Here is a 21,113-nt window from a genome sequence, read left to right on the forward strand (position 1 = left end):
GCCGCGGCCGGGGCTGGTCCGGCTGTCATCCGGCACCGCCCGCGCCGGCCCGCTCGTCGTCCCCGGCCGGCTCGTCGCCGAGGGCGGCCAGCACCCGGTCGGGGGTCAGGGGAAGCTCCCGCAGGCGCCGGCCGGTGGCGTGGCTCACCGCGTTGCCGATCGCCGCCGCGGCGCCGACGATGCCGATCTCCCCGATGCCCTTGCTGCCCATCGGGTTGAGGTGCTTGTCGTGCTCGTCGATCCAATGGGCCTCGATCGCCGGGACGTCGGCGTTCGCCGGCACGTGGTAAGCGGCCAGGTCCCGCTCCGCGAAGTCGCCGAACGCCGGGTCGAGGGCGCTGTGTTCGGTCAGCGCCATGCCCAACCCCATCACCATCCCCCCGATGAGCTGGGAGCGGGCCGTGCGCGGGTTGAGGATGCGGCCGGCGGCGAAGACGCCGAGCATCCGGCGCACGCGCACCTCGCCGGTGACGGTGTCCGCCTGGACCTCGGCGAAGTGCGCCCCGAACGCGTGGCGGGCATACGGGGACTTCTGCTTCGCCGACTGCGTGGTGTCGGCGGACGCGGAGAGCCCCGCGGCGGGCAGCGGCCCTTCGTACCGGGCCAGCCGGTCGGTCAGGGCGGTGCACGCGTCGTGCACGGCCCACCCCCAGGACGCCGTGCCGGTGGACCCGCCGGCGACGGGTGCCGGAGGCAGTGCGCTGTTCCCGAGGGACAGCGCGACGGCGTCCAGCGGGACGTGCAGGGCGTCGGCGGCGATCTGGGAGAGGACCGTACGGGCGCCGGTCCCGATGTCGGTGGCGTTGACCTCGACGAGGTAGCTCCCGTCGGGGCGGGCGTGGGCGCGGGCGCCCGCGGGGGCGATGTACACGGGGTAGGTGGCGGCGGCGACTCCGCTTCCGACGAGGAGCGGCCCCTCCCGAAGGGGCGGTCGGCGGCCGGCCCAGCCGAAGCGGCGCGCGCCCTCGCGCAGGCACTCCACCAGGTGCCTGCTGCTGAACGGGTGTCCGCTGTCGGGCTCGGTGGCCGGGTCGTTGCGTACGCGCAGCTCGACGGGGTCCATGCCGAGGGCGTCGGCCAGCTCGTCCATGGCCGACTCCAGGGCGTACATGCCGGGGGTCTCGCCGGGGGCCCGCATCCAGGAGGGCGTGGGCACGTCGAGCGCGGTGACGCGGTGCGTGGTGCGGCTGTCCGCGGCGGCGTACATCACCCGGGTGGGCACGGCCGCCTGCTCGACGAACTCGCGCACCTGTGAGGTGTGCGTGGTGACCTCGTGGGTGATGGCGGTGAGGGTGCCGTCGGGTCGGGCGCCGAGCCGGATGTGGTGCAAGGTGGGCGCGCGGTGTCCGACGGTGGCGGCCATGTGCTGTCGGGGCAGGGCCAGGGTGACGGGGCGTCCGCAGTGCCGGGTGGACATGACGGCGAGGACGACGTGCGGGCGGGGTGTGCCCTTGGAGCCGAACCCGCCGCCCACGTGCTCGGCCAGGACGGTGATCCGGTCCTCGGGCAGCTTGAACAGCCCGGCCAGGACGGCGCGCACCACCGTGGTGCCTTGGCAGGAGTCGTACACGGTGAGGTGGCCGCGCCCGGCGTCCCAGTCGGCGGTGGCGGCGTGCGGTTCCATCGCGTGGTTGTGCAGCGGCGGCACCGAGTAGACGGTGTCGACGCGTACGGACGCGGCGGCGAACGCCGCGTCGGGGTCGCCCTGTTCGCGGTGCGCGGGGTAGCCGCCGTTGACTGCCTCGGGGGTGTGGAGGCCCGGGTGTCCTTCGCGCACGGTGACGTCGTGCGGCTCGGTCTCGTAGCTGACGCGCACCGCGTCGGCGGCGGCCCGGGCCTGCTCCAGGGTGTCGGCGACGGCCAGCGCCACGTACCAGCCGCGGTGCGGTACGCGCAGGTCCTGGAGCAGTTGGAGGGTGGGGTCGTCGGAGGGGCCCAGGCGCGGGGCGTCGTACGGGGTGAGGACGCCCAGTACGCCGGGCATGGCCAGCGCGGCGGCGGTGTCGACGGCGGTGATCCGGCCGCGGGCGACCGTCGCGGGCACTGGCCAGGCGTAGGCGCGCCGGGGCAGGTGGTGTTCGGCGGCGTAGCGGGCGGCGCCGGTGACCTTCTCCCGGCCTTCGCGCCGCGGGACGGGGGCGCCGAGGGCGGTTCGGTTGGAGGCGGTGGTGTCGAGGGTGGCGGAGGTCGGGCTCATCGTGGTCCTGTTCCTGGTCGGTGGCGCGGGAAGGGCGGCCTACGACGTGGCGGGGGAACGGGGGTGCGTACCGGCCAGCGCGGCGATGGCGTCGCAGGCGAGGTTCCGGGCGAGGGGGACCTTGTACGCGTTGTCGCGCAGGGGTTCGGCCTGCGCGAGTTCCGCGTCGACGGCGGCGCGGACGGTGTCGGGGTGCGGCGCGACGCCGGTCAGCCGCTCCTCGGCGGTGGCGGCCCGCCAGGGCCGGTGGGCGAGGCCGCCGAAGGCGAGGGCGATCCGCCGTACCCGGCCGTCGTCGAGTTCGAGGACGACGGCGACCGACGCGAGGGCGAAGGCGTACGAGGCGCGTTCGCGGGCCTTGCGGTAGAGCGAGACGGCGCCGGGCGCCGCGGCGGGCAGCGACACCCCGGTGATGATCTCCCCCGGGCGCACGACGGTGTCCTGCTCGGGGTGGTCGCCGGGCAGCCGGTGGAATTCGCCGGCCGCGACGGTCCGGGTGGCGTCCGGCCCGCCGTACAGCTCGACCTCGGCGTCCAGCGCGGCGAGCGCCACCGCCATGTCGGAGGGGTTGGTGGCGATGCAGTGCTCGGAGTGTCCCAGGACCGCGTGGTCGCGGTGGATGCCGTCGCGGGCCCCGCAGCCGCTCCCGGGTTCGCGCTTGTTGCAGGGCTTGGAGGGGTCCTGGAAGTAGCCGCAGCGGGTGCGCTGGAGCAGGTTGCCGCCGGTGGTGGCGACGTTGCGCAGTTGGCCCGAGGCGCCGGCGAGCAGCGCCTGGCTGAGGAGCGGGTAGCGGGTGCGCACCCGCGGGTCGGCGGCCAGGTCGCTGTTGCGGACCATGGCCCCGACGCGCAGGCCGCCGTCCGGGAGTTCGGTGATCTCCGCCAGGGGGAGGCGGGTGATGTCGATGAGGGCGGTGGGGGCCTCGACGCCCAGTTTCATCAGGTCCACGAGGTTGGTGCCGCCGGCGAGGTAGCGGGAGCCGGGGTGGGCGGCGTAGGCGTCGGCGGCCTCTTGGAGGCCGGTGGCGCGGACGTAGGCGAAGGGCTTCACGCGATCACGTCCGTACCGGTCCGGGTGGCCGCGGCGTCCGCGCCCGCGTCGGCGACGGCCCGGACGATCGCGGGGTAGGCGCCGCAGCGGCACAGGTTCCCGCTGAGCCGTTCCCTGATCTCCTCGGCGCTCAGCGCGGCGGGTCCGCCCGAAGTGGCGGTCGCGACGGGGGTGACGTGCGAGGGGTGTCCGGCGGCGGCCTCGCGGAGCGCGCCGACGGCGGAGCAGAGCTGGCCGGGGGTGCAGTAGCCGCACTGGAAGGCGTCGTGTTCGACGAAGGCGCGCTGGAGGGGGTGGAGGGCGCCGTCGGGGGCGGCGAGGCCTTCCACGGTGGTGACCTCACAGCCGTCGAGGGCGACGGCGAGCAGCAGGCAGCCGTTGGCCCGCCGGCCGTCCACCAGGACGGTGCAGGCGCCGCACTGCCCGTGGTCGCAGCCCTTCTTGGCGCCGGTCAGGTCGAGCTGCTCGCGCAGGGCGTCGAGGAGCGTGACGCGGTGGTCCAGGTCGAGGTCGTGCCGGATCCCGTTGACGCGCAGGGTCACGCGGGAGCGCTCGACCGGTTCCCCGGGCGTGCCCGGCGCCGGTCCGGGGTCGGCGCCGCGCGCCGGCCGGGGTGCGGGCGGGTCGGTTGCGTGGGCCACGACGAACTCCCTTGTCGTCCGTTTGGGGAGGGAATATCCCTCTCCCTGCCCAGCCTGGCCTCTCGCACGCCCGCGCGCTCCGCACGCCCCGGCCGCCTCCCCGGGCCTCCCCCATACGGCCGACGGGCAGGTTTCGCGGATGGGCAGACCGGTAAGACGCGGCCCATGGTGCGAATCGGGTACACGATGATGACCGAGCAGGCCGGACCCCGGGAACTGGTCGAGCACGTGGTCGGCGCGGAGCGGGCGGGTTTCGACTTCTCCGTCACCTCCGACCACTACTTTCCCTGGCTGAAGGAGCAGGGGCACTCCCCGTACGCGTGGAGCGTCCTCGGCGCGGCGGCACAGGCCACCTCGCGGATCCCGCTGATGACGTACGTGACCTGTCCGACCATGCGCTACCACCCGGCGGTCGTCGCCCAGAAGGCCGCCACCATGCAGTTGTTGTCCGGCGGCCGGTTCCGGCTGGGCCTGGGTTCGGGCGAGAACCTGAACGAGCACGTGGTCGGTCCGGGCTGGCCCGCGGCGCACGTCCGGCTGGAGATGCTGGAAGAGGCCGTCGAGATCATCCGGGGGCTCTTCGAGGGCCGTTCGGTCAACCACCACGGCCGTTACTTCGACGTGGAGAACGCCCGGCTGTGGGACCTGCCGGCCGATCCACCGCCCATCGGCATCGCGGTCTCCGGAAGCAAGTCCTGCGACCTCGCGGGGCGACTCGCCGACCTGGTGATCGCCATCGAGCCCGAACGGGACCTGCTGGACGCCTTCGACCGGGCCGGGGGCGCCGGAAAGCCACGCGTCGGCCAGTTGCCCGTGTGCTACGACCCCGACCGTGACGCGGCCGTCAAGCGGGCCCACGAGCAGTTCCGCTGGTCGGCGGGAGGCTGGAAGGTCAACGCTGAGCTGCCCGGACCGGCCGCCTTCGACCAGGCCGCCCAGCACGTGCGCCCCGAGGACATCGCGGACTCCGTCCCCTGCGGGGACGACGTGGACGTCTTCGTGGACGCCGTGCGTCCCTTCGTGGAGGCCGGATTCACGGAGGTGGCCCTCGTCCAGGTCGGCGGCCAACACCAGGAACCGTTCCTGGAGTGGTCGCGGACGACCCTGCTTCCCGCGCTGCGCGAGTTGCGGGCCGACAATCCCTCCGGGTGAGGAACCGCTCCGGGCGGGGGCCCCTCCGGATGGGGGACGTGGGACCGATGTCCCGGAACACCGGGCCGAACGGCCCGGATGTGCCGGGGAAAGGGGTGTACGACGGACCGGGCGGGCAGGGGCCCGCTCGCAATCCCGACCCCGATCGAAGGAGGCGCGTCGTGCGTCGCAACCCCCGCACCGGCCGCGGACGTCCCGCGGCTCCCAGGCCCGGCGGTGTCACCGGATGACCCCGGTCGTCCCGCAGGACCCCGCCTCCCTCAAGCTGCTCATCGCGCGCGAGGTCGCGGCGCTGCGCGCCACCGCCCGCCGTGACGCGGGAGTGCGCCGGGACGAGGCGGCCCCGCAGTCCGAAGGGACCTCGGCCGGCTGCCCGTGCGGCGGGGGCGAGGGGGCCTCGCACTCCTGCTCCCCCGACGACTCCGACGGGCCTGACGGTCACGACCCCTGGGGTTGCGTCTGCGCGGCACTGCCCGCCGTCCCGGTGTCGGCGGCGCTCCTGGCGCCCGTGCGCGACGAGGACGGCCGGGTCGTCGACTTCACGGTCCGCGCCGGCAACCACGTCCGCTCGGCGCAGTGGCTCGACACGCCCGACACCCAGGTGGGCCGACGGCTGCTGGAGGTACAGCCCGGCGCGGCGGCGGGCGGCCTGCTGAGCGCGCTGACCGGGGTGCTGGACACCGGGCGCGCCGTCCACTCGTACGCCGTCGACTACACCGAACAGCACCGTGACGGGCTGCACCGCACGAAGTTGCTGTACGACGCCGCCTCGTGCGGGGACAGGGTGCTGACGACCTGGCGTCCGGCCCTGAACCGGACGGAGACGATGTCGCTCGACGCCCAGTACATCGCCTCGATGGGGTGGGGCACCTGGGACCTGCTGTCGGGAGCGGTCGTCTGGTCCGAGGGCCTGGCGTCGATCTTCCGCACCGATCCGGCGCGCCCGCTGTCCCTGACGGAAATGTGTGACGCGGTGCTGCCGGAGGACATCCCGCGGTTCGCGAAGCTGATGACCGCCCTGCTCGACGGGGAGGAACCGCCGGGCACCGAGGTCCGGTTCACGGTGCTCGGCGAGGTCCGCACGCTCACCCTCGTCGGTCACCCGGTCATCGACACGGACGGGCTCCCCTGGCTGCTGCGGCTCATCGCACGCGACCTGACCGCCCAGGTCCGCAGCCGGCAACGGCTGGCCGCGACCCGCCGCCAGACGGAACGCCTGCGCGAGGAGGCGGCGGCCGAGCACCGGGTGGCGTCCGCGCTCAGGGAGGCCCTGCTGCCCACGCACTCCGCCGAGCTGGAGGCGCTGGGCATCTCGGTCGCCACCGCGTACCTGCCGGCGGAGGAGGACGCCTCGGTCGGCGGCGACTGGTACAAGTGCCGCCTGCTGCCGGACGGTCGCATCCTGCTCGCGATCGGGGACGCGTGCGGCCACGGGCTGGAGGCGGTGGCCCGGATGGCGCAGCAGCGCCACGCGCTCGCGGGCCTGGCGCACTCCCCCGGCACCCATGCGGGGCAGCTGACCACCTGGCTGAACGAGTTGCTCTGCTCCGATCCGGCCGCCGAGACCGCCACCGGGATCATCGGCCACATCGACGCCGAGCGGAACCTGCGGTGGGCGAGCGCCGGGCATCCCGCCCCCCTCCTGTTGCGCGGGCACACGGCCACGACGCTCGACACGGAGCACCGGGGACCGCTGTTCGGCCTGCTGCCGGGGCACGAGTACGCGACGGCGACCGTCCGGCTGCACCCCGGGGACCTGCTGCTGCTGTACACCGACGGCATGGTGGAGCGGCGCGGCGAGGACATCACGTACGGGATCGACTCCCTGCGCAAGGTCTTGGAGTCCTGCGCGGGGTTGGGGGTGCGGGAGACCCTCGATCGGGTGATGTCCGCCGATCCCGCCGAGGACCACGAGGACGACGCCTGCCTGCTCGCGATCCGACTCGACTGAACCACGGCCGTCGGGGGCCCGGGCGGCTTCGGTCGTTTCCGCCGTCCGGGCGGTCCCGGCAGCGCACTTCGTTTCGCGTCGTGCCGGCCGGGCAGGCGCGACGCATGGACCAGTCAGAAGCTCCCGTTCTCGACGCCCTCGCGGCCTATCACTCCAGTGGCCAGACCCCCTTCACGCCGCCCGGACACAAACAGGCGCGCGGTGCGGATCCCCGGGTCCGCGCGGTGCTGGGGGACGCGGTGTTCCACTCCGACGTCCTCGCGACCAGCGGGCTCGACGACCGCACGTCCTCCCACGGGGTGCTGGAGCGGGCCCAGGAGCTCATGGCGGAAGCCGTCGGCGCCGAACACGCCTTCTTCTCCACCTGCGGCAGCTCGCTGTCGGTCAAGTCGGCCATGCTGTCGGTGGCCGGGCCGCACGAGGAGTTGCTCGTGGGCCGCGACGCCCACAAGGCCGTGGTCTCCGGGCTCATCCTCTCCGGCATCCGACCGGTATGGGTGGAACCCAGCTGGGACCCCGAGCGCCACCTCGCGCACCCACCGTCCGCGCAGGCGTTCGCCGACGCCTTCGCCGCGCATCCGGACGTCAAAGGTGCCCTGGTGACCAGTCCGACGCCGTACGGGACGTCCACCGACCTCGCGGCGATCGCCAGGATCTGCCACGAACACGGGAAACCGCTGATCGTGGACGAGGCGTGGGGCGCGCACCTGCCGTTCCATCCCGACCTTCCGACCTGGGCGATGGACGCGGGCGCCGACGTGTGCGTCACCTCCGTGCACAAGATGGGCTCGGGGCTGGAGCAGGGCTCCGTCTTCCACCTCCAGGGTGACCTCGTGAAGCCGGAGGTGCTCAAGAGCCGCGAGGACCTGCTGGGGACCACGAGCCCCTCGGTCCTGATCTACGCCGCCCTCGACGGCTGGCGCCGGCAGATGGTCGAGCACGGCCGGGCCCTCTACGACGACGCACTGGCGCTGGCGGAATCCGTCCGCAAGCGGATCGCGGAGATCGACGGAATGCACGTGCACGGCCGCGAGGACTTCTGCGGTCCGGGCCGGGCCTTCGACCTCGACCCCCTCCAGATCATCATCGACATCACCGAACTCCGGACGACCGGGTACCGGGCCGCCGACTGGCTCCGCGAGCACCATCAGATCAACCTGCACCTGTCGGACCACCGTCGGATCAGCGCCCAGCTGACGCACGCCGACGGACCGGACACAGCCGACCGGCTGCTGGAGGCGTTGCGGGACCTGGCCGAGCACGCGGACGACCTGCGCCCGGCCCGCATGGTGGACGTCCCCGACCCCGAAGGACTGCGGATGGAGTCCGCCGCGCTGCCCCGCGACGCCTTCTTCGGCCCGGCCGAGCAGGTTCCGTTGGACCGGGCCGTGGGCCGGATCTCGGCCGAGATGCTGACCCCGTACCCGCCCGGCATCCCCGTGGTGGTGCCCGGGGACCGGCTGACGGAAGAGGTGCTGCGGTACCTGCGCTCGGGCGTCGAGGCGGGGATGGTCGTACCGGACGCCGCCGACAGCGAGGTCAAGAGCATCCGGGTGACGGCAGAGGACTGACCGCACCGCCCCGGCCGCCGACGTACGGCGCCGGCCGGGGCGTACCCGTACGGACACCGGGTAGCCGCAGCCACATGGAGAACAATCGCCCTCTGGCCGTCATCACCGGCGCCTCCAGCGGCATCGGCCTCGAACTCGCCCGCGTATGCGCCGGACACGGATACGACCTGCTCGTCACCGCCGAGGACGGCGGCCTCGCCCTCGCGGCGGAGGAACTGCGCGAGCAGGGCACGGAGGTCACGGCGGTGCGCGCCGACCTCGCCCTGTACGACGGGGTGGAGACCCTGTGCCGGGAGATCTCCGCCCTGGGCCGCCCGGTCAGCGCGCTCGCCCTCAACGCCGGCGTCGGACACGGCGGTGCCTTCCTGGACACCGACCTCTCGGCCGACGCCCGGATCATCGACCTCAACGTCACCGCCACCGTCCACCTGGCCAAACGGCTACTGCCGGACATGGTGGCCCGGGGTTCCGGCCGGGTCCTGATCACCTCGTCGATCGCCTCCACGATGCCCGGGCCCTACCAGGCCGTCTACAACGCGTCGAAATCCTTCCTGCAGTCGTTCAGCCAGGCCCTGAGCGACGAGCTGAGGGGTACCGGCGTGACCGTCACCGCCCTGATGCCCGGCGCCACCGCCACGGACTTCTTCCGGCGGGCCCACATGCTCGACACCCGCGTGGGGCGTGCGAAGAAGGACAACCCCGCCCTGGTCGCGGAGCAGGGATACCAGGCGATGACCACGGGCCGGCAGAAGATCGTCGCGGGTTCGATGAAGACCAAGCTCCAGGGCGCGGTCGCCAACCGCGTCCTGCCGGACCGGTTCAAGGCCCTCATGCACCACCGCATGGCGGAGCCCGGCGGCGGGCGCTGAACCTACGCCCGCGGCCGGGCGTGTGACACGGCGTCCAGGGGGTACCCGCCTTTCACGACAGCGCTCAAGGCGCCGAGGGAGGTGTGGCCGTCGACGAGCCCGCGCGCGGCGGCCCCCCGTGGAATATCGTGCGCGGTGAGGACTGACTGCCGGCCTCCGCGGCCACGGACACCCCGCGGCCGCTCAGGAACGAGCCAGTGGACGAGTGATTGCAGTGAGCCACTCTGCGAAGAACCGTTCTGCCCGACGCGGCGCCGGTGTCGCCCGGCCCGGGGAGCTGCGCGGCCCCACCCCGAGCGACGGGCCCCTGCCGCACGACCACACGCAGGCCATTTTGGAGACCACCAAACGGGTCGCGGCGCTGCTGAAGGCATCGGGACAGCGGTTCGCGCTCGCCGGCAGTGTCGCCGCCTTCGCCCACGGCCTGCCGCCGCGCTTCCAGCACGACACCGACTTCTGCGTCATGCGCGAGGACGCCGACACGGTGATCAAGGCGCTGGAGGAGGGCGGGATCTCCATGCGCCAGGCTCCCGAGGACTGGCTGGTCAAGGGCCGCTCGGGCGGTGAGGAGATCGACCTGATCTTCGAACTCGCCCGCCGTCCGGTGAGCAGGGAACTGCTCGACCGCGCGGTGGTGCTGCCCGTGGACTCGGTGTGGATGCCGGTCCTCGCCCCCACCGACCTCATGGACAGCCGGCTCGCGGCGCTGTGCGAGCACTACTGCGACTTCGGCGACCTGCTGCCGATGGCCCGGATGCTGCGCGAGCAGATCGACTGGGACCGGATGTACCGGGACCACCGCGACGCGCCCCTGGCCGACGCGTTCTTCTACCTGCTCGAACGGCTGCGGGTGATCGCGCCGAGCGGAGCCCGGGAGACGGCCGCCGAGGCGGACGACCCCGAAGGCACGAACGGCATCAAGGTCATGAGCGGATCGAGGGCACAGTGAGGGCGCAGTGAGGGGACAAGCCGCATGAACGGTATGAACACCGCCGAGCCGATCGAGTACCGCATCCAGCACCTGCGCGACCGGCTGGCGCGCGAGGACATCGCGGAGCTGGGCGTACGGATCGAGATGCACGGCGCCACCGCCCACCTCTCGGGGTGTGTCACCAGCGCCGACTGCCGGGCGGAGGTCCTGCGCATCGTCGAGGAGGAACTCGCGGGCGTGGCCTGGCACCAGGACCTGACGGTCAACTGCGCCGCACCGCCCGACCACTCCGAAGAGCTGTCATGATCCGCGTCGCGGCCGTCGGGGACATCCACCTCGGACCGGGCAGCGAGGGGACACTGAGGCCGGCGTTCGAAACCCTCGGCAGCCATGCCGACCTGCTGCTGCTCGCCGGGGACCTGACCCGGCACGGCACCGCCGAGGAAGCCCGCGTCGTCGCCCACGAAGTGGCCGGGCTGCCCGTCCCGGTCGCCGCGGTCCTGGGCAACCACGACTACCAGAGCGACCAGGAAGCCGCCGTCACCGAGGAACTCGCCCGGGCCGGCGTGCACGTCCTGGAAGGCGACAGCGTGGTGCTCGACATCGACGGGACGAAGGTGGGTGTGGCGGGCACCAAGGGCTTCGGCGGCGGCTTCGCCGGGCGCTGTGCCAGTGAGTTCGGCGAACCCGAGATGAAGTCGTTCGTCCAGTACACCCGACGCAGCGCGGAGAGTCTGCGCACCTCGCTCGACGCCCTGCGCGGCGCCGGATGCGCCCTGAGGATCGCGTTGACGCACTTCTCCCCTGTCGAGGACACCCTGGCGGGGGAACCGAGGGAGATCTACCCGTTCCTCGGCAGCTACCTGCTGGCGGAGGCCGTTGACGAGGCGGGCGCCGACCTCGCCGTCCACGGCCACGCGCACGCGGGCAAGGAGCACGGGATGACCGCCGGCGGCATCCGGGTGCGCAACGTCGCGATGCCCGTCATCGACCGGGCGTTCGCCGTCTACCACCTTTCCCCGAACGGGCACTCCCGGCACTGACCACGCCCCGCCCGAGCCGTTCCACCCCCCGCGGCCCCGGCCGTTTCACCCGTCGAACGGCGGGCAGCCGCGCCGTGGGAGAAGAGGACGCCCGCCCCCGGACCGCAGGCGGCCCGGGGCGGCGCCCGACGAAAGGAAACGGCTCCATGATGAACTCGGCCACCGCGCTCGCGATGAGCGCTTCGGGAACCGCCTTCGCCTCGGCGGTCGGCGTGATCGTCGTCGTCCTGTTGATCGGCGCGGTGTGGTGGGGCATGAAACGACGCGCCGCCGAGCCGAAGCCTCCCACCCCTGGCGAGCAGCCCCGCCGGCCGGCGGGCGCCGGGCGTCCCGAGGAGCGCCGTGAGGCGGAGGCGCAGACGTTCCCCTCGGACGGCAGCCGGCGTACGGCACACGAACTCAAGGGCTACGGCAACTTCGGCTCGCCCGAGGACGGGCGGTCCTGACAGGGGAGCCGACACGAGAGCCAGACGGAGGCCCGACAGGGAACCCGCCCCGAGGAACCGGAGATGAGCGCGACCGGCCGCGAGGGCCGCTTCCGATGTCGCGGGGCCGAACTCGTCTACGACGACCTCGGCGAAGGCCCGCTCGCCGTGTACGCGCACGGCGGTTTCGTCAGCCGGGACGTCGAGGACCGGATGGGCCTGTTCGACTGGGCGCCGCTCCTGCGTGCGGGGCGGCGCCTGGTGCGGTACGACGCCCGGGGGCACGGGCGATCCGACGGCGCGGCCGTGGACACCGACTACACCTACGACAGCCTCGCGCGGGATCTGCTGGCCCTGCTCGACCACCTGGGCGACGCCGGCCGCGCCGACGCCATGGGCTCCTCGATGGGGTGCGCCACCGTGCTGCACGCCGCCGTCCGGGAGCCGGGACGGTTCTCGGCGCTGGTGCTGCTGATCCCGCCCACCGCGTGGACGACGCGGGCGGCGTACGCGCGGGCGAACCGGTCGGCAGCCGAGACCGTCGAACGCCGGGGCGTCGGCGCCTGGCTCGCCGCGAGGGCCGAGCGGCCGCGCCCGCCGGTGATGGCCGATGTCCCCGAGTTCCCGCCCACGCCCTCGGAGCGGGTCCTGCCGGCGGTGCTGCGGGGGCTCGCGCTCTCGGACCTGCCCCCGCCGGCCTCGCTCGCCGCGCTGCGCCTGCCCGCCCTGGTCCTCGCCTGGGAGGGCGATCCCGGGCATCCGCTGTCGACCGCGCGGGCCCTGGCCCGGTCGCTGCCCGACGCGGAACTGCACGTCGCCCGTACCCGGGCCGAGGTCGCCGCGTGGGGGGAGCGTGCCGCCGCCTTCCTCACCGGGCGGGGGCGTCCTCCAGCAAGCGGGGCCCGTTGTTGCGGACGCTGTTGACCTCGGTGGACACCGCCCGGACGGCGAGCCGGCCGTCGGCCGGGGTGTGCAGCAGGGCCCGGAGGGCGTTGACGTCCTGGTGGGCGGGGTCGAGCCAGGCCCCGTAGTCCGCGGGGTCCAGGGCCAGGGGCATCCGGGGGTGGATGCGGCCGGCCGCGTCGGCGGCCTCGGTGGTGATGACGGTGGCCGTGGCGAGCCAGGCCGCCGGGTCGTCGTCGGCGACGCCGCGGTCCCGCCAGAACTCGTACAGGCCGGCCATGGCCATCACGGAGGCGTCCTCGGGCCGGATGAAGTAGGGCTGCTTGTACGTCTTGCCGTCGTTGCCGGTCGGCTCGGTCCGCCACTCGTAGAAGCCGTCCGCGGGCAGCAGGCACCGGCGTTTGGCGAGCGCCCGGCGGAAGGCCGGCTTCTCGTGGACCGTCTCCACGCGCGCGTTGATCATCCGGGCGCCGACGCCCGGGTCCTTGGCCCAGGAGGGCACCAGGCCCCAGCGCACGGCCCGCAGCGTGCGCTCGACGGCGTGGGTGGCGCGGTCCTTGCGTTCGACGACGGCCCAGACCGGGTCGGTGGGGGCGACGTTCCAGCTCGGGGCGAGCGTCTCGCGCGGGTCCCAGCGGGCCTCGAAGAGGTCGGCCAGGTCGGCGGGGGCGCGGGTGGATGCGTAACGGCCACACATGCACCCACTGTGCCACCGGCGGCGCGGTGACGGGCGCCTGCCGCGCAGGCCGGGCGGGTCCGGTCAGTCGTCGCCGGGTGCCCAGAACGCGGCCAGGCGGGCCGCGCCGGGCGCGACGCCGTCCCAACCGCCGTCCACGGTCAGCACGGCCACGGCGGACTTGGGGAAGGCCGTCCGCAGGCGGTGTACGAGTTTCTTCGGGCCGCCGCCGCACAGGCTCTTGGCGACGTCGTGGACGGCCGGATTGTGGCCCACCAGCACCAGGCCGCTCACCTCGGCCGCCGCCTCCGTCACGGCGGAGAGCAGATCGTGCGCCTCGGCTTCGTAGAGGCGGGCCTGGTAGAGCGTGGGAGGTGGTGCGCTCAGCCGCGGCAGCATCAGCTGCCAGGTCTGGCGGGCCCGCCGGGCCGAGGAACACAGAGCCAGGTCCACGGCGAAGCCGGACCGCTCCAGCCAGTCACCCGCCCGGGGTGCCTGGTGGCACCCCCGATCGGAGAGCGCGCGCTCGAAGTCCTCGGTGACGTGTTTGGGCACCGCCTTGGCATGCCGGACCAGCACGATCCGGCGTTCACCCTGTTCCGGCACGGTCCGATCCTCCCGCCTGCGCCGGCCTCGGGGGTCGGCCGCGTCGTCACCGGGGCGCTGAGCCGGCGCGCGGGCGCGGTGGTTCGGAGAGGGGTGCGCGCCCGTGGCCTGGCCCGGCGGCCGGGAGGCCGCTCGCGCTGCCGGCCGCCGTTTTCAGGATAGGTCGCGACGTGCCACCTCGCGGCGCGGGACCTCGCGCGGTCGGGCCTGCCGGCGGGCCCGTCCGCCGGTGCCCGGGAAGTCGTCGCCCGGACCCGGGTGGCGGAGGAACCGGTCGCGGTCAACCGTGTGGGGACGCCGGACCGTCGCGGAGCGGGCGGGTAGCCGACCGGGGAAACCGGCGGCGGAGGCCGCTTGCACACCCCGGCGGAGGTGCTCTATGACAGATACAGGCAACGACCAGGTACGGGCACCGCCACGAGGACCTCCCGGCAGGAGATCGTCATGGACTCCTTCGAGATCACCGTCGAGCGCACGGCCCAGGGCTCCGTGCGGATCAGGCCCGCCGGCGAGATCGACCAGACGTCGCGGGTGGACCTGGAGGCCGTGCTCGCGTCCCTGCCCGCCGGGGCGCCGGTCGTCTTGGACATGAGCGGTGTCCCGTTCATGGACCTGGTGGGGCTGCGGTTCCTCTTGGGGCTGCGCCGCCTGACGCGGGCCTCGGGCGCGTCGGTCCGGATCGAGGGCTGGCAGGACCAGCCGCGGCGCCTGCTCGACGTCGCCGCCCGACTCGGGGCCCTGCGTACCGGATCGCAGCGCTCGCCAGGGGTCTCCGAAGTGCGCGAGGACACACGTGACCGTGCGGAACTGGAGCGCTTCCTCGGATCGGCGCAGGCCCAGGCGGAGGTGGAGGCCGCGTCGCGGGCGGATGCCGACGGAGACACGGCGTCGGGCACGGCGGCCGCCTCGGGCGTGGGCGCCGATCACGGGGGCGAGACGCTCTGACGGCGGTCGCGGGGTACGGCGTGAGCCGTCCCGTCCGCCTGTCCGTACGGGCCCGGCAGGCCGCGCAGGGTCTCGGCGGCGCGCACGGCGGCGTCGCCGCAGCAGTTGTTGAACAGGACGTGCAGCTCGTCGACCCGGTCCGCCAGGGAGCGCAGGCGCGGTAGCCATCCGCTCAGCTCGTCCCGTGTGTACGTGTGCCGGAAGCGGTCCTCCTTGCTGCCGGTCCCCCAGGCGGCGCTGCGGCCGTGGAAGCGGACCACCCCGAGCCGGGCGGACGTGACCGGCGTGACCGCGGGGATCGAGGTGGGCAGCCCTTGGGCCGTGTCCACGGCCACGGCGGTCGCGTCCAGGTCCCTCAACAGGGCCTCCGTACGCCCCCGCCGGTCGTCGCGCCACCAGTCGGGGTGGCGGAACTCCACGGCCATCGGCCAACCCGGTGCCCGCTTCCTGGTGTCGTGGAGGACGGTTTCCGCCCGTGTGCCGGGGCGGAAACCGGGCGGGAACTGGAACAGCACGGCGCCCAGCCGGCCGGCTTCCCCGAGCGGCCGTAGGGCCGCGCCGAAGCGGTGCCACACCTCGTCGAGCAATTCCGGGTCGCCGGTGTCATGGCCGCGGAGGTCGGCGGGCAGCGCGGCCTTGCGTGTCGGGTGGCCCGTGAGGAGGGAGAACGCCTTGACGTCGAAGCGGAAGCCCGGCGGGGTGCGCTCGGCCCAGAGGACGCTGTTGCGCACGCTGGGGAGCGCGTAGTAGCCGGCGTCGACCTCCACGACGGGGAACCGTTCGGCGTAGTGCCGCAATCGCCCTTCCGGGTCGCGTCGCCCGGGTGGGTACCACCCGCTGCCCACGAGCGCCTTGTCCGTCCAGGAACACGTCCCGATCAACATCTCGCCCATCTCGGCCGTCCCTTCGTCGCGGCCCGTCTACCCCGCGACGCCGTCGGGCCCCGACTTTCCCGGACCCGTTCACGCAGCCAACCGTGTCCGGGGTCGGCGTCGTTGCGCCACGGCCGCCACCGCCTGACGCGCCGCCGGCCGGCGTGCCCTGGTGGCACTCAGGCTCCCACGTACGCCGCGAGGTGTTCGCCGGTGAGGGTGGAGCGGGCGGCGACGAGGTCGGCGGGGCTGCCCTCGAAGACGATCCGGCCGCCGTCGTGACCGGCGCCCGGGCCGAGGTCGATGATCCAGTCGGCGTGCGCCATGACCGCCTGGTGGTGCTCGACGACGATCACCGACTTGCCGGAGTCCACCAAACGGTCGAGCAGACCGAGCAGTTGCTCGACGTCGGCGAGGTGCAGTCCGGCGGTCGGCTCGTCGAGGACGTAGACGCCGCCCTTCTCCGCCATGTGGGTGGCCAGCTTGAGCCGCTGCCGCTCTCCGCCGGAGAGCGTGGTGAGCGGCTGGCCGATGTTCAGGTAGCCGAGACGGACGTCGGAGAGCCGTTCGAGGACGCGGTGCGCGGCCGGGGTGCGCGCGTCGCCCTCGCCGAAGAACTTCTGGGCCTCGGTCACCGACATCGCGAGGACCTCGCTGATGTCGCGCCCGCCGAGGCGGTACTCCAGCACCGACGCCTGGAACCGCTTGCCCTCGCACTCCTCGCAGGTGGTGGCGACGCCGGCCATCATCGCCAGGTCGGTGTAGATCACCCCGGCGCCGTTGCAAGTGGGGCAGGCGCCCTCGGAGTTGGAGCTGAACAGGGCCGGCTTCACCCCGTTGGCCTTCGCGAACGCCTTGCGGATCGGGTCGAGCAGGCCGGTGTACGTCGCGGGGTTGCTCCGCCGCGAGCCGCGGATCGGACCCTGGTCGACCGACACCACACCCGTGTCGACGGAGCCCCGGCCCTTGACCAGCGACCCGTGCACGAGGGAGCTCTTGCCGGAGCCGGCGACGCCGGTGACGACGGCCAGCACCCCGAGGGGGATGTCGACGTCGACGCCCTGGAGGTTGTGCGTCGTCGCGCCGCGGATCTCCAAGGTGCCGGTGGGCGTGCGCGGCTTCTCCTTGAGGGTGGCCCGGTCGTCGAAGTGCCGACCGGTGACGGTGCCACCGGTCCGCAGTCCCTCGACGGTGCCCTCGAAGCAGACGGTGCCGCCGGCCGTCCCGGCGCCGGGGCCGAGGTCCACGACGTGGTCGGCGATCGCGATCGTCTCCGGCTTGTGTTCCACCACGAGCACCGTGTTGCCCTTGTCCCGCAGCCGCAGCAGCAGGTCGTTCATCCGTTGGATGTCGTGGGGGTGCAGGCCGGTGGTGGGCTCGTCGAACACGTAGGTCACGTCGGTCAGCGAGGAGCCGAGGTGGCGGATCATCTTGACGCGCTGCGCCTCACCGCCCGACAGCGTTCCGGACGGACGGTCCAACGAAAGGTAGCCGAGGCCGATCTCCCCGAACGAGTCGAGGCTCTGGCGCAGCGCGGCGAGCAGCGGCGCCACCGAGGGCTCGTCGAGGCCGCGGACCCAGTCGGCGAGGTCGCTGATCTGCATCGCGCAGGCGTCGGCGATGCTGATCCCCTTGATCTTCGAGGAGCGGGCGCCCTCGCTGAGGCGGGTGCCGTCGCACTCGGGGCAGGTGGTGAAGGTGACCGCCCGGTCCACGAACTCCCGGATGTGCGGCTGCATCGCCTCCTTGTCCTTGGAGAGCATCGACTTCTGGACCCGTGGGATCAGCCCCTCGTAGGTCATGTTGATGCCCGCGATCTTCATCCGGGTCGGCTCGTGGTGCAGGAAGTCGTGCAGTTCCCGCTTGGTGTACTTGCGGATCGGCTTGTCCGGGTCGAGGAAACCGGACTCCTTGTAGAGCCGCATGTTCCAGCCGTCCGTGCCGTATCCGGGGATGGTGACCGCACCGTCGGCGAGCGACTTGGAGTCGTCGTAGAGCTGGGTGAGGTCGAGGTCGGAGACCGTGCCGCGGCCTTCGCAGCGCGGGCACATGCCGCCGGTGCGGCTGAAGGTCGCCTTCACCGCCTTCTTGGTTCCGCGCTCGACGGTGATCGCGCCGCTCGCCCGGACGGAGGGGACGTTGAAGGCGTACGCTCCGGGCGGGCCGATGTGGGGCGCGCCGAGCCGGCTGAAGAGGATGCGGAGCATGGCGTTGGCATCGGTGGCGGTACCGACGGTGGAGCGCGGGTCGCCGCCCATCCGCTGCTGGTCGACGGTGATCACGGTCGTCAGCCCGTCGAGCACGTCGACCTCGGGTCGGGCCAACGTCGGCATGAAGCCCTGGACGAACGCGCTGTACGTCTCGTTGATCAGCCGCTGCGACTCGGCGGCGATCGTGCTGAACACCAAGGAGCTCTTGCCCGAGCCGGAGACGCCGGTGAACACCGTCAGCCGGCGCTTGGGGATCTCGATGCTGACGTCCTTGAGGTTGTTCTCGCGCGCGCCGTGCACGCGGATCACGTCGTGGCTGTCGGCAACGTGCGGTGCGCGCCGGTCCGTCCTCGTGGCCATGCTTCTCGTTTCTCCATCCTCGCGACCGGTGTCCATGCGGGTCACGCTACGGGCGGGAGACGGGTTCCGCTTCTCCATTCCTGACCGGTCGCGCGGGCGGGGGTGCCCTGTGGCGCATGACAAAAGGCCCCGGTCTCCATGAGGAGGCCGGGGCCTTGATCGAGCGCTGGGCAGGCCTTGCACCTGCATCCCCCCACGGGAAGTGGGGTGTCTTTCCTTGGACCACCAACGCATGTTCCCCGAGCCGCGTTTCGCGGCCCCGAGCTCAAGGTCAACTATAGCGCAGGGAACGTGGTGGTGGTGTGCCCGGTGAGGCGGGTCGGCCTTCCCGGTCCGGGGCCCGTTTCGCCCAGGCGATCGTCACGCTGAGGGCGAGCAGGACGGCGGCCCATGACGCCGCCTTCCAGGGCGCCGTCTCCCCCTCCGACTCCGGGGAGACCCGGCGAGCGGGATCGTAGGCGACCCGGATCTCCTGACCGACGGCCGCGACGGCCCGGTCTTCCTTCAACTCGGCCGGATATCCGCGGGGGCAACCGAGCACGAAGCGGTACACCGTCCGCTCGGGCGGGGCGCCCTCACCGGCGGAGCTCTGCACCTTGGTGTGGACCTCGCGCACCGCGCAGCGGGCGACGGCGGGCCGCTCCGCCGCCTGATCGGCGGCCGCGACCACCAGCAGCGTCCCCAGGGACAGCGTCAGCGCCCCGAAGAACCCGCCGGTGGCGCCGACCAGCACGCAGTACGCGGCGCAGGCGAGGAGGATCAGGACCGCCCCGCCCACCACCGCGAAGGCACCCGACGGCGCCGAAGAGCCCGCGAAGCACCAACTCGCCCACCCGTACACGGCGGCGGCCGCCGCCACCGGCAGGAGGGCCGTACCGACCCTGCGTATCCGTCGCGCTCCGTCCACCACGACCACCACCCCCGCACCTGGGGACGCCCGCCGACCGCCTGCGGTTTCCCCGACCACGTTCCGGTGCGGTCCAGACGCCCGCCTGTGCGCACGCGGCGCGGCAGCCGCAGAACGCCGACCGTTCCCGGCGGAATTCGGTGGCCTCGGACCCGTTCGACGGCGGCCGGGCACACGCGCCATTGAACCGGCGGCCCGTCATTCGACGGCCGCCCCGGCCCTGGCCAGGGCGAACACGCCGGCGCAGATCAGGCCCACGCCCAGCAGTTGGGGCAGCAACCACCAATGGGTGCGCACGTGCTCCTCGTACAGCAACACCCCCAGCGCGACGCTCACACTCGCGTCGCCGAGGGTCAGCGCCGGCTGCGAGGCGACCAACGGGCCGCCCTGCATGGCGTGTTCGAGGAACAAGAGCGCACAGATCCCACTGGCGGCGAACGCGTACGTCTCCCAGGTCGTCAGGAACCCGACGACACCACGCTCGTCGAGCACGTGCATCGCCGACTTCATCAGGGCGGCCGTGAGCGCGTAGCAGACGGCGGTGGCCGCGCCGAGGCAGCCGGCCCGCATCCGGCCGGGCGGTCGCCGCAGTCCGACCACGGCCGACACGGCGACCGCCGCCGCGCACGACGCCAGGGCCAGAGTCCAACGATCGAGCGGGACATGCGTACGGTTCCCGGCCGGCGAGGCGGCCACCAGCACGATCGCGAGACCCGCGACCACCCCCGCCACGGCGCGCCACAGCGCCCCGGGCATCCGCGCGAAGGAGACCGGCAGTACGAAGCCCATACGCCGATCCTCACCGCGCACTCCGTCGCCCCGCCCCTGCGACACGTACCGGTCGCGGGGCGATCGGGCGCCGGTCGGGTCGGGAGCCGGTCAGGCCAGGGCGGGCGTGAGGGACCGAAGGTGTTCGAGGCGTTCGCGGGTCTCCGCGTCCATCGGGACATAGGCCACCAGGCGCGGGCCGGCGGCGGGTCCCAGCCACAGGTTGGTGTGCTCCAGGTGCAGCAGACCCACGTGGCGGTTGCGGATGTACTTCGACTTGCCGCCCTGACCGACCACCTCGTGCCGCGCCCAGATCTCCCGGAACTCGGGCGACGCCGCCTCCAGTCGCGCCAGCAGCGACTTCCAGGCGGGCTCGGCCAGGTGCTCGGCCATCGACCCCCGGAACTTGGCCGCCATCAACCGGTTCGTCTCGGGCAGCTCCACCACGGCGTCACGCCAGTCCGGGTCGGTGAAGGCCAGCCACATGCAGTTGCGGTCCTCGGGCGCCACCCGGTCGAGGTCGCACAGCAGCCTCCCGTAGGTCATGTTGTACGCGAGGATGTCGTACCGGCTGTTCTGTACGGCGGCCGGGATCGGATCCATCTGGTCGAGCATCGCCCGCAGGGCGGGCGTCACGCTCGGGCAGGGGGTGAGAGGCGCCGGATCGGTGCTGCCGGCCAGGGCAAACAGGTGCGAGCGCTCGCTGCGGTCCAGCAGCAGGGCGCGGGCCAGCGCGTCGAGCACCTGCGGGGACACCTGGATCCCGCGCGCCTGCTCCAGCCAGGTGTACCAGGTGACCCCGACCGCGGCGAGCTGCGCGACTTCCTCTCGGCGCAGTCCCGGGGTGCGCCGGCGGCGGCCGCGTACGAGGCCGACCTGTTCGGGAGTGATGCGCTCTCGGCGGCTGCGCAGGAAGTCCGCCAGTTCGTGCCGGCGCATGTCGCTGTCCGGGGCCACAGTGGTCATGGGTCCAGGATGGCGCACCGCGCAGCCGGTTGCCAGGTACTCCCGGTACCAGGATAAAGAGACTCTGGTA

The 21,113-nt window shown here is 73.2% G+C and carries 19 protein-coding genes and 1 pseudogene; 10 read left to right on the forward strand and 10 right to left on the reverse strand.

Annotated features, from left to right (window positions below):
• Nucleotides 1-25: 25 nt before the first annotated feature.
• From ABZ934_RS00675 to ABZ934_RS00685, 3 genes are read right to left on the reverse strand one after another with little or no spacing between them, the layout of a single operon-like run.
• Nucleotides 26-2,197 carry a xanthine dehydrogenase family protein molybdopterin-binding subunit gene (locus ABZ934_RS00675; RefSeq protein ID WP_361307028.1) on the reverse strand — a complete coding sequence of 724 codons (2,172 nt, stop codon included), beginning with the start codon at nt 2,195-2,197 and terminating at the stop codon, nt 26-28.
• A 39-nt stretch (nt 2,198-2,236) separates the two neighbouring features.
• Nucleotides 2,237-3,247, reverse strand: coding sequence for a xanthine dehydrogenase family protein subunit M (locus ABZ934_RS00680; RefSeq protein WP_361307030.1), 1,011 nt, complete (start codon nt 3,245-3,247; stop codon nt 2,237-2,239).
• Nucleotides 3,244-3,789: a 2Fe-2S iron-sulfur cluster-binding protein gene (locus ABZ934_RS00685; RefSeq protein WP_361308637.1), complete on the reverse strand. Its 546-nt coding sequence runs from the start codon at nt 3,787-3,789 to the stop codon at nt 3,244-3,246. The genes ABZ934_RS00680 and ABZ934_RS00685 overlap by 4 nt, the downstream gene beginning before the upstream one ends.
• A gap of 264 nt (nt 3,790-4,053) precedes the next feature.
• Here ABZ934_RS00685 and ABZ934_RS00690 point away from each other — a divergent pair, with 264 nt between their 5' ends.
• The 9 genes from ABZ934_RS00690 to ABZ934_RS00730 all read left to right on the forward strand — a co-directional run bounded on the left by ABZ934_RS00690 (nt 4,054) and on the right by ABZ934_RS00730 (nt 12,754).
• Complete coding sequence (locus ABZ934_RS00690) at nt 4,054-5,040, forward strand: LLM class F420-dependent oxidoreductase (RefSeq protein ID WP_361307032.1); 987 nt, start codon at nt 4,054-4,056, stop codon at nt 5,038-5,040.
• Nucleotides 5,041-5,266: 226 nt separating this feature from the next.
• Nucleotides 5,267-6,991: a SpoIIE family protein phosphatase gene (locus tag ABZ934_RS00695; RefSeq protein ID WP_361307034.1), complete on the forward strand. Its 1,725-nt coding sequence runs from the start codon at nt 5,267-5,269 to the stop codon at nt 6,989-6,991.
• A gap of 104 nt (nt 6,992-7,095) precedes the next feature.
• Nucleotides 7,096-8,562 carry an ornithine decarboxylase gene (locus ABZ934_RS00700; protein WP_361307036.1) on the forward strand — a complete coding sequence of 489 codons (1,467 nt, stop codon included), beginning with the start codon at nt 7,096-7,098 and terminating at the stop codon, nt 8,560-8,562.
• A gap of 74 nt (nt 8,563-8,636) precedes the next feature.
• On the forward strand, nt 8,637-9,431 hold the full coding sequence (locus ABZ934_RS00705; RefSeq protein ID WP_361307038.1) for an SDR family NAD(P)-dependent oxidoreductase: 795 nt from the start codon (nt 8,637-8,639) through the stop codon (nt 9,429-9,431).
• A gap of 277 nt (nt 9,432-9,708) precedes the next feature.
• On the forward strand, nt 9,709-10,380 hold the full coding sequence (locus ABZ934_RS00710) for a nucleotidyltransferase family protein (RefSeq protein ID WP_361308639.1): 672 nt from the start codon (nt 9,709-9,711) through the stop codon (nt 10,378-10,380).
• Between the two features lie 24 nt (nt 10,381-10,404).
• Nucleotides 10,405-10,668: a hypothetical protein gene (locus ABZ934_RS00715; protein WP_361307040.1), complete on the forward strand. Its 264-nt coding sequence runs from the start codon at nt 10,405-10,407 to the stop codon at nt 10,666-10,668.
• Nucleotides 10,665-11,405, forward strand: a complete 741-nt coding sequence (locus ABZ934_RS00720; protein ID WP_361307042.1) for a metallophosphoesterase — start codon at nt 10,665-10,667, stop codon at nt 11,403-11,405. Before ABZ934_RS00715 ends, ABZ934_RS00720 begins: the two co-directional genes overlap by 4 nt.
• A gap of 146 nt (nt 11,406-11,551) precedes the next feature.
• Nucleotides 11,552-11,851 carry a DUF6479 family protein gene (locus ABZ934_RS00725; RefSeq protein WP_361307044.1) on the forward strand — a complete coding sequence of 100 codons (300 nt, stop codon included), beginning with the start codon at nt 11,552-11,554 and terminating at the stop codon, nt 11,849-11,851.
• A gap of 63 nt (nt 11,852-11,914) precedes the next feature.
• Complete coding sequence (locus ABZ934_RS00730; protein WP_361307046.1) at nt 11,915-12,754, forward strand: alpha/beta fold hydrolase; 840 nt, start codon at nt 11,915-11,917, stop codon at nt 12,752-12,754.
• On the opposite strand, the gene ABZ934_RS00735 is transcribed toward ABZ934_RS00730, so the two are convergent.
• Together ABZ934_RS00735 and ABZ934_RS00740 are read right to left on the reverse strand one after the other, a co-directional pair.
• A complete protein-coding gene (locus ABZ934_RS00735; RefSeq protein WP_361307048.1) occupies nt 12,699-13,430 on the reverse strand; it encodes an SOS response-associated peptidase in 732 nt (243 codons plus the stop codon). The two genes, ABZ934_RS00730 and ABZ934_RS00735, sit on opposite strands and share 56 nt — an antisense overlap.
• A gap of 63 nt (nt 13,431-13,493) precedes the next feature.
• On the reverse strand, nt 13,494-14,015 hold the full coding sequence (locus tag ABZ934_RS00740) for a histidine phosphatase family protein (protein WP_361307050.1): 522 nt from the start codon (nt 14,013-14,015) through the stop codon (nt 13,494-13,496).
• A 444-nt stretch (nt 14,016-14,459) separates the two neighbouring features.
• Between ABZ934_RS00740 and ABZ934_RS00745 the strand changes: the two genes are divergently transcribed.
• Nucleotides 14,460-14,960, forward strand: a complete 501-nt coding sequence (locus ABZ934_RS00745) for an STAS domain-containing protein (protein WP_361307052.1) — start codon at nt 14,460-14,462, stop codon at nt 14,958-14,960.
• Here the strand turns inward: ABZ934_RS00745 and ABZ934_RS00750 are convergent.
• The 5 genes and pseudogenes from ABZ934_RS00750 to ABZ934_RS00770 form a co-directional block, all read right to left on the reverse strand.
• Complete coding sequence (locus tag ABZ934_RS00750) at nt 14,939-15,853, reverse strand: DUF72 domain-containing protein (protein ID WP_361307054.1); 915 nt, start codon at nt 15,851-15,853, stop codon at nt 14,939-14,941. The two genes, ABZ934_RS00745 and ABZ934_RS00750, sit on opposite strands and share 22 nt — an antisense overlap.
• Nucleotides 15,854-16,011: 158 nt before the next feature.
• Nucleotides 16,012-18,402, reverse strand: a complete 2,391-nt coding sequence (locus tag ABZ934_RS00755) for an excinuclease ABC subunit UvrA (protein WP_361307056.1) — start codon at nt 18,400-18,402, stop codon at nt 16,012-16,014.
• Between the two features lie 271 nt (nt 18,403-18,673).
• Nucleotides 18,674-19,312, reverse strand: a complete 639-nt coding sequence (locus ABZ934_RS00760; protein WP_361307058.1) for a hypothetical protein — start codon at nt 19,310-19,312, stop codon at nt 18,674-18,676.
• 195 nt (nt 19,313-19,507) lie between these two features.
• Nucleotides 19,508-20,068 (reverse strand): annotated as a pseudogene (locus ABZ934_RS00765) (DMT family transporter); the annotation flags it as partial.
• A 120-nt stretch (nt 20,069-20,188) separates the two neighbouring features.
• Nucleotides 20,189-21,043, reverse strand: coding sequence for a helix-turn-helix domain-containing protein (locus tag ABZ934_RS00770; protein WP_361307060.1), 855 nt, complete (start codon nt 21,041-21,043; stop codon nt 20,189-20,191).
• Between the last annotated feature and the right edge of the window lie 70 nt (nt 21,044-21,113).

The sequence above is a fragment of the Streptomyces sp. NPDC046557 genome, from assembly GCF_040645975.1.
Classification (GTDB): Bacteria; Actinomycetota; Actinomycetes; order Streptomycetales; family Streptomycetaceae; genus Streptomyces.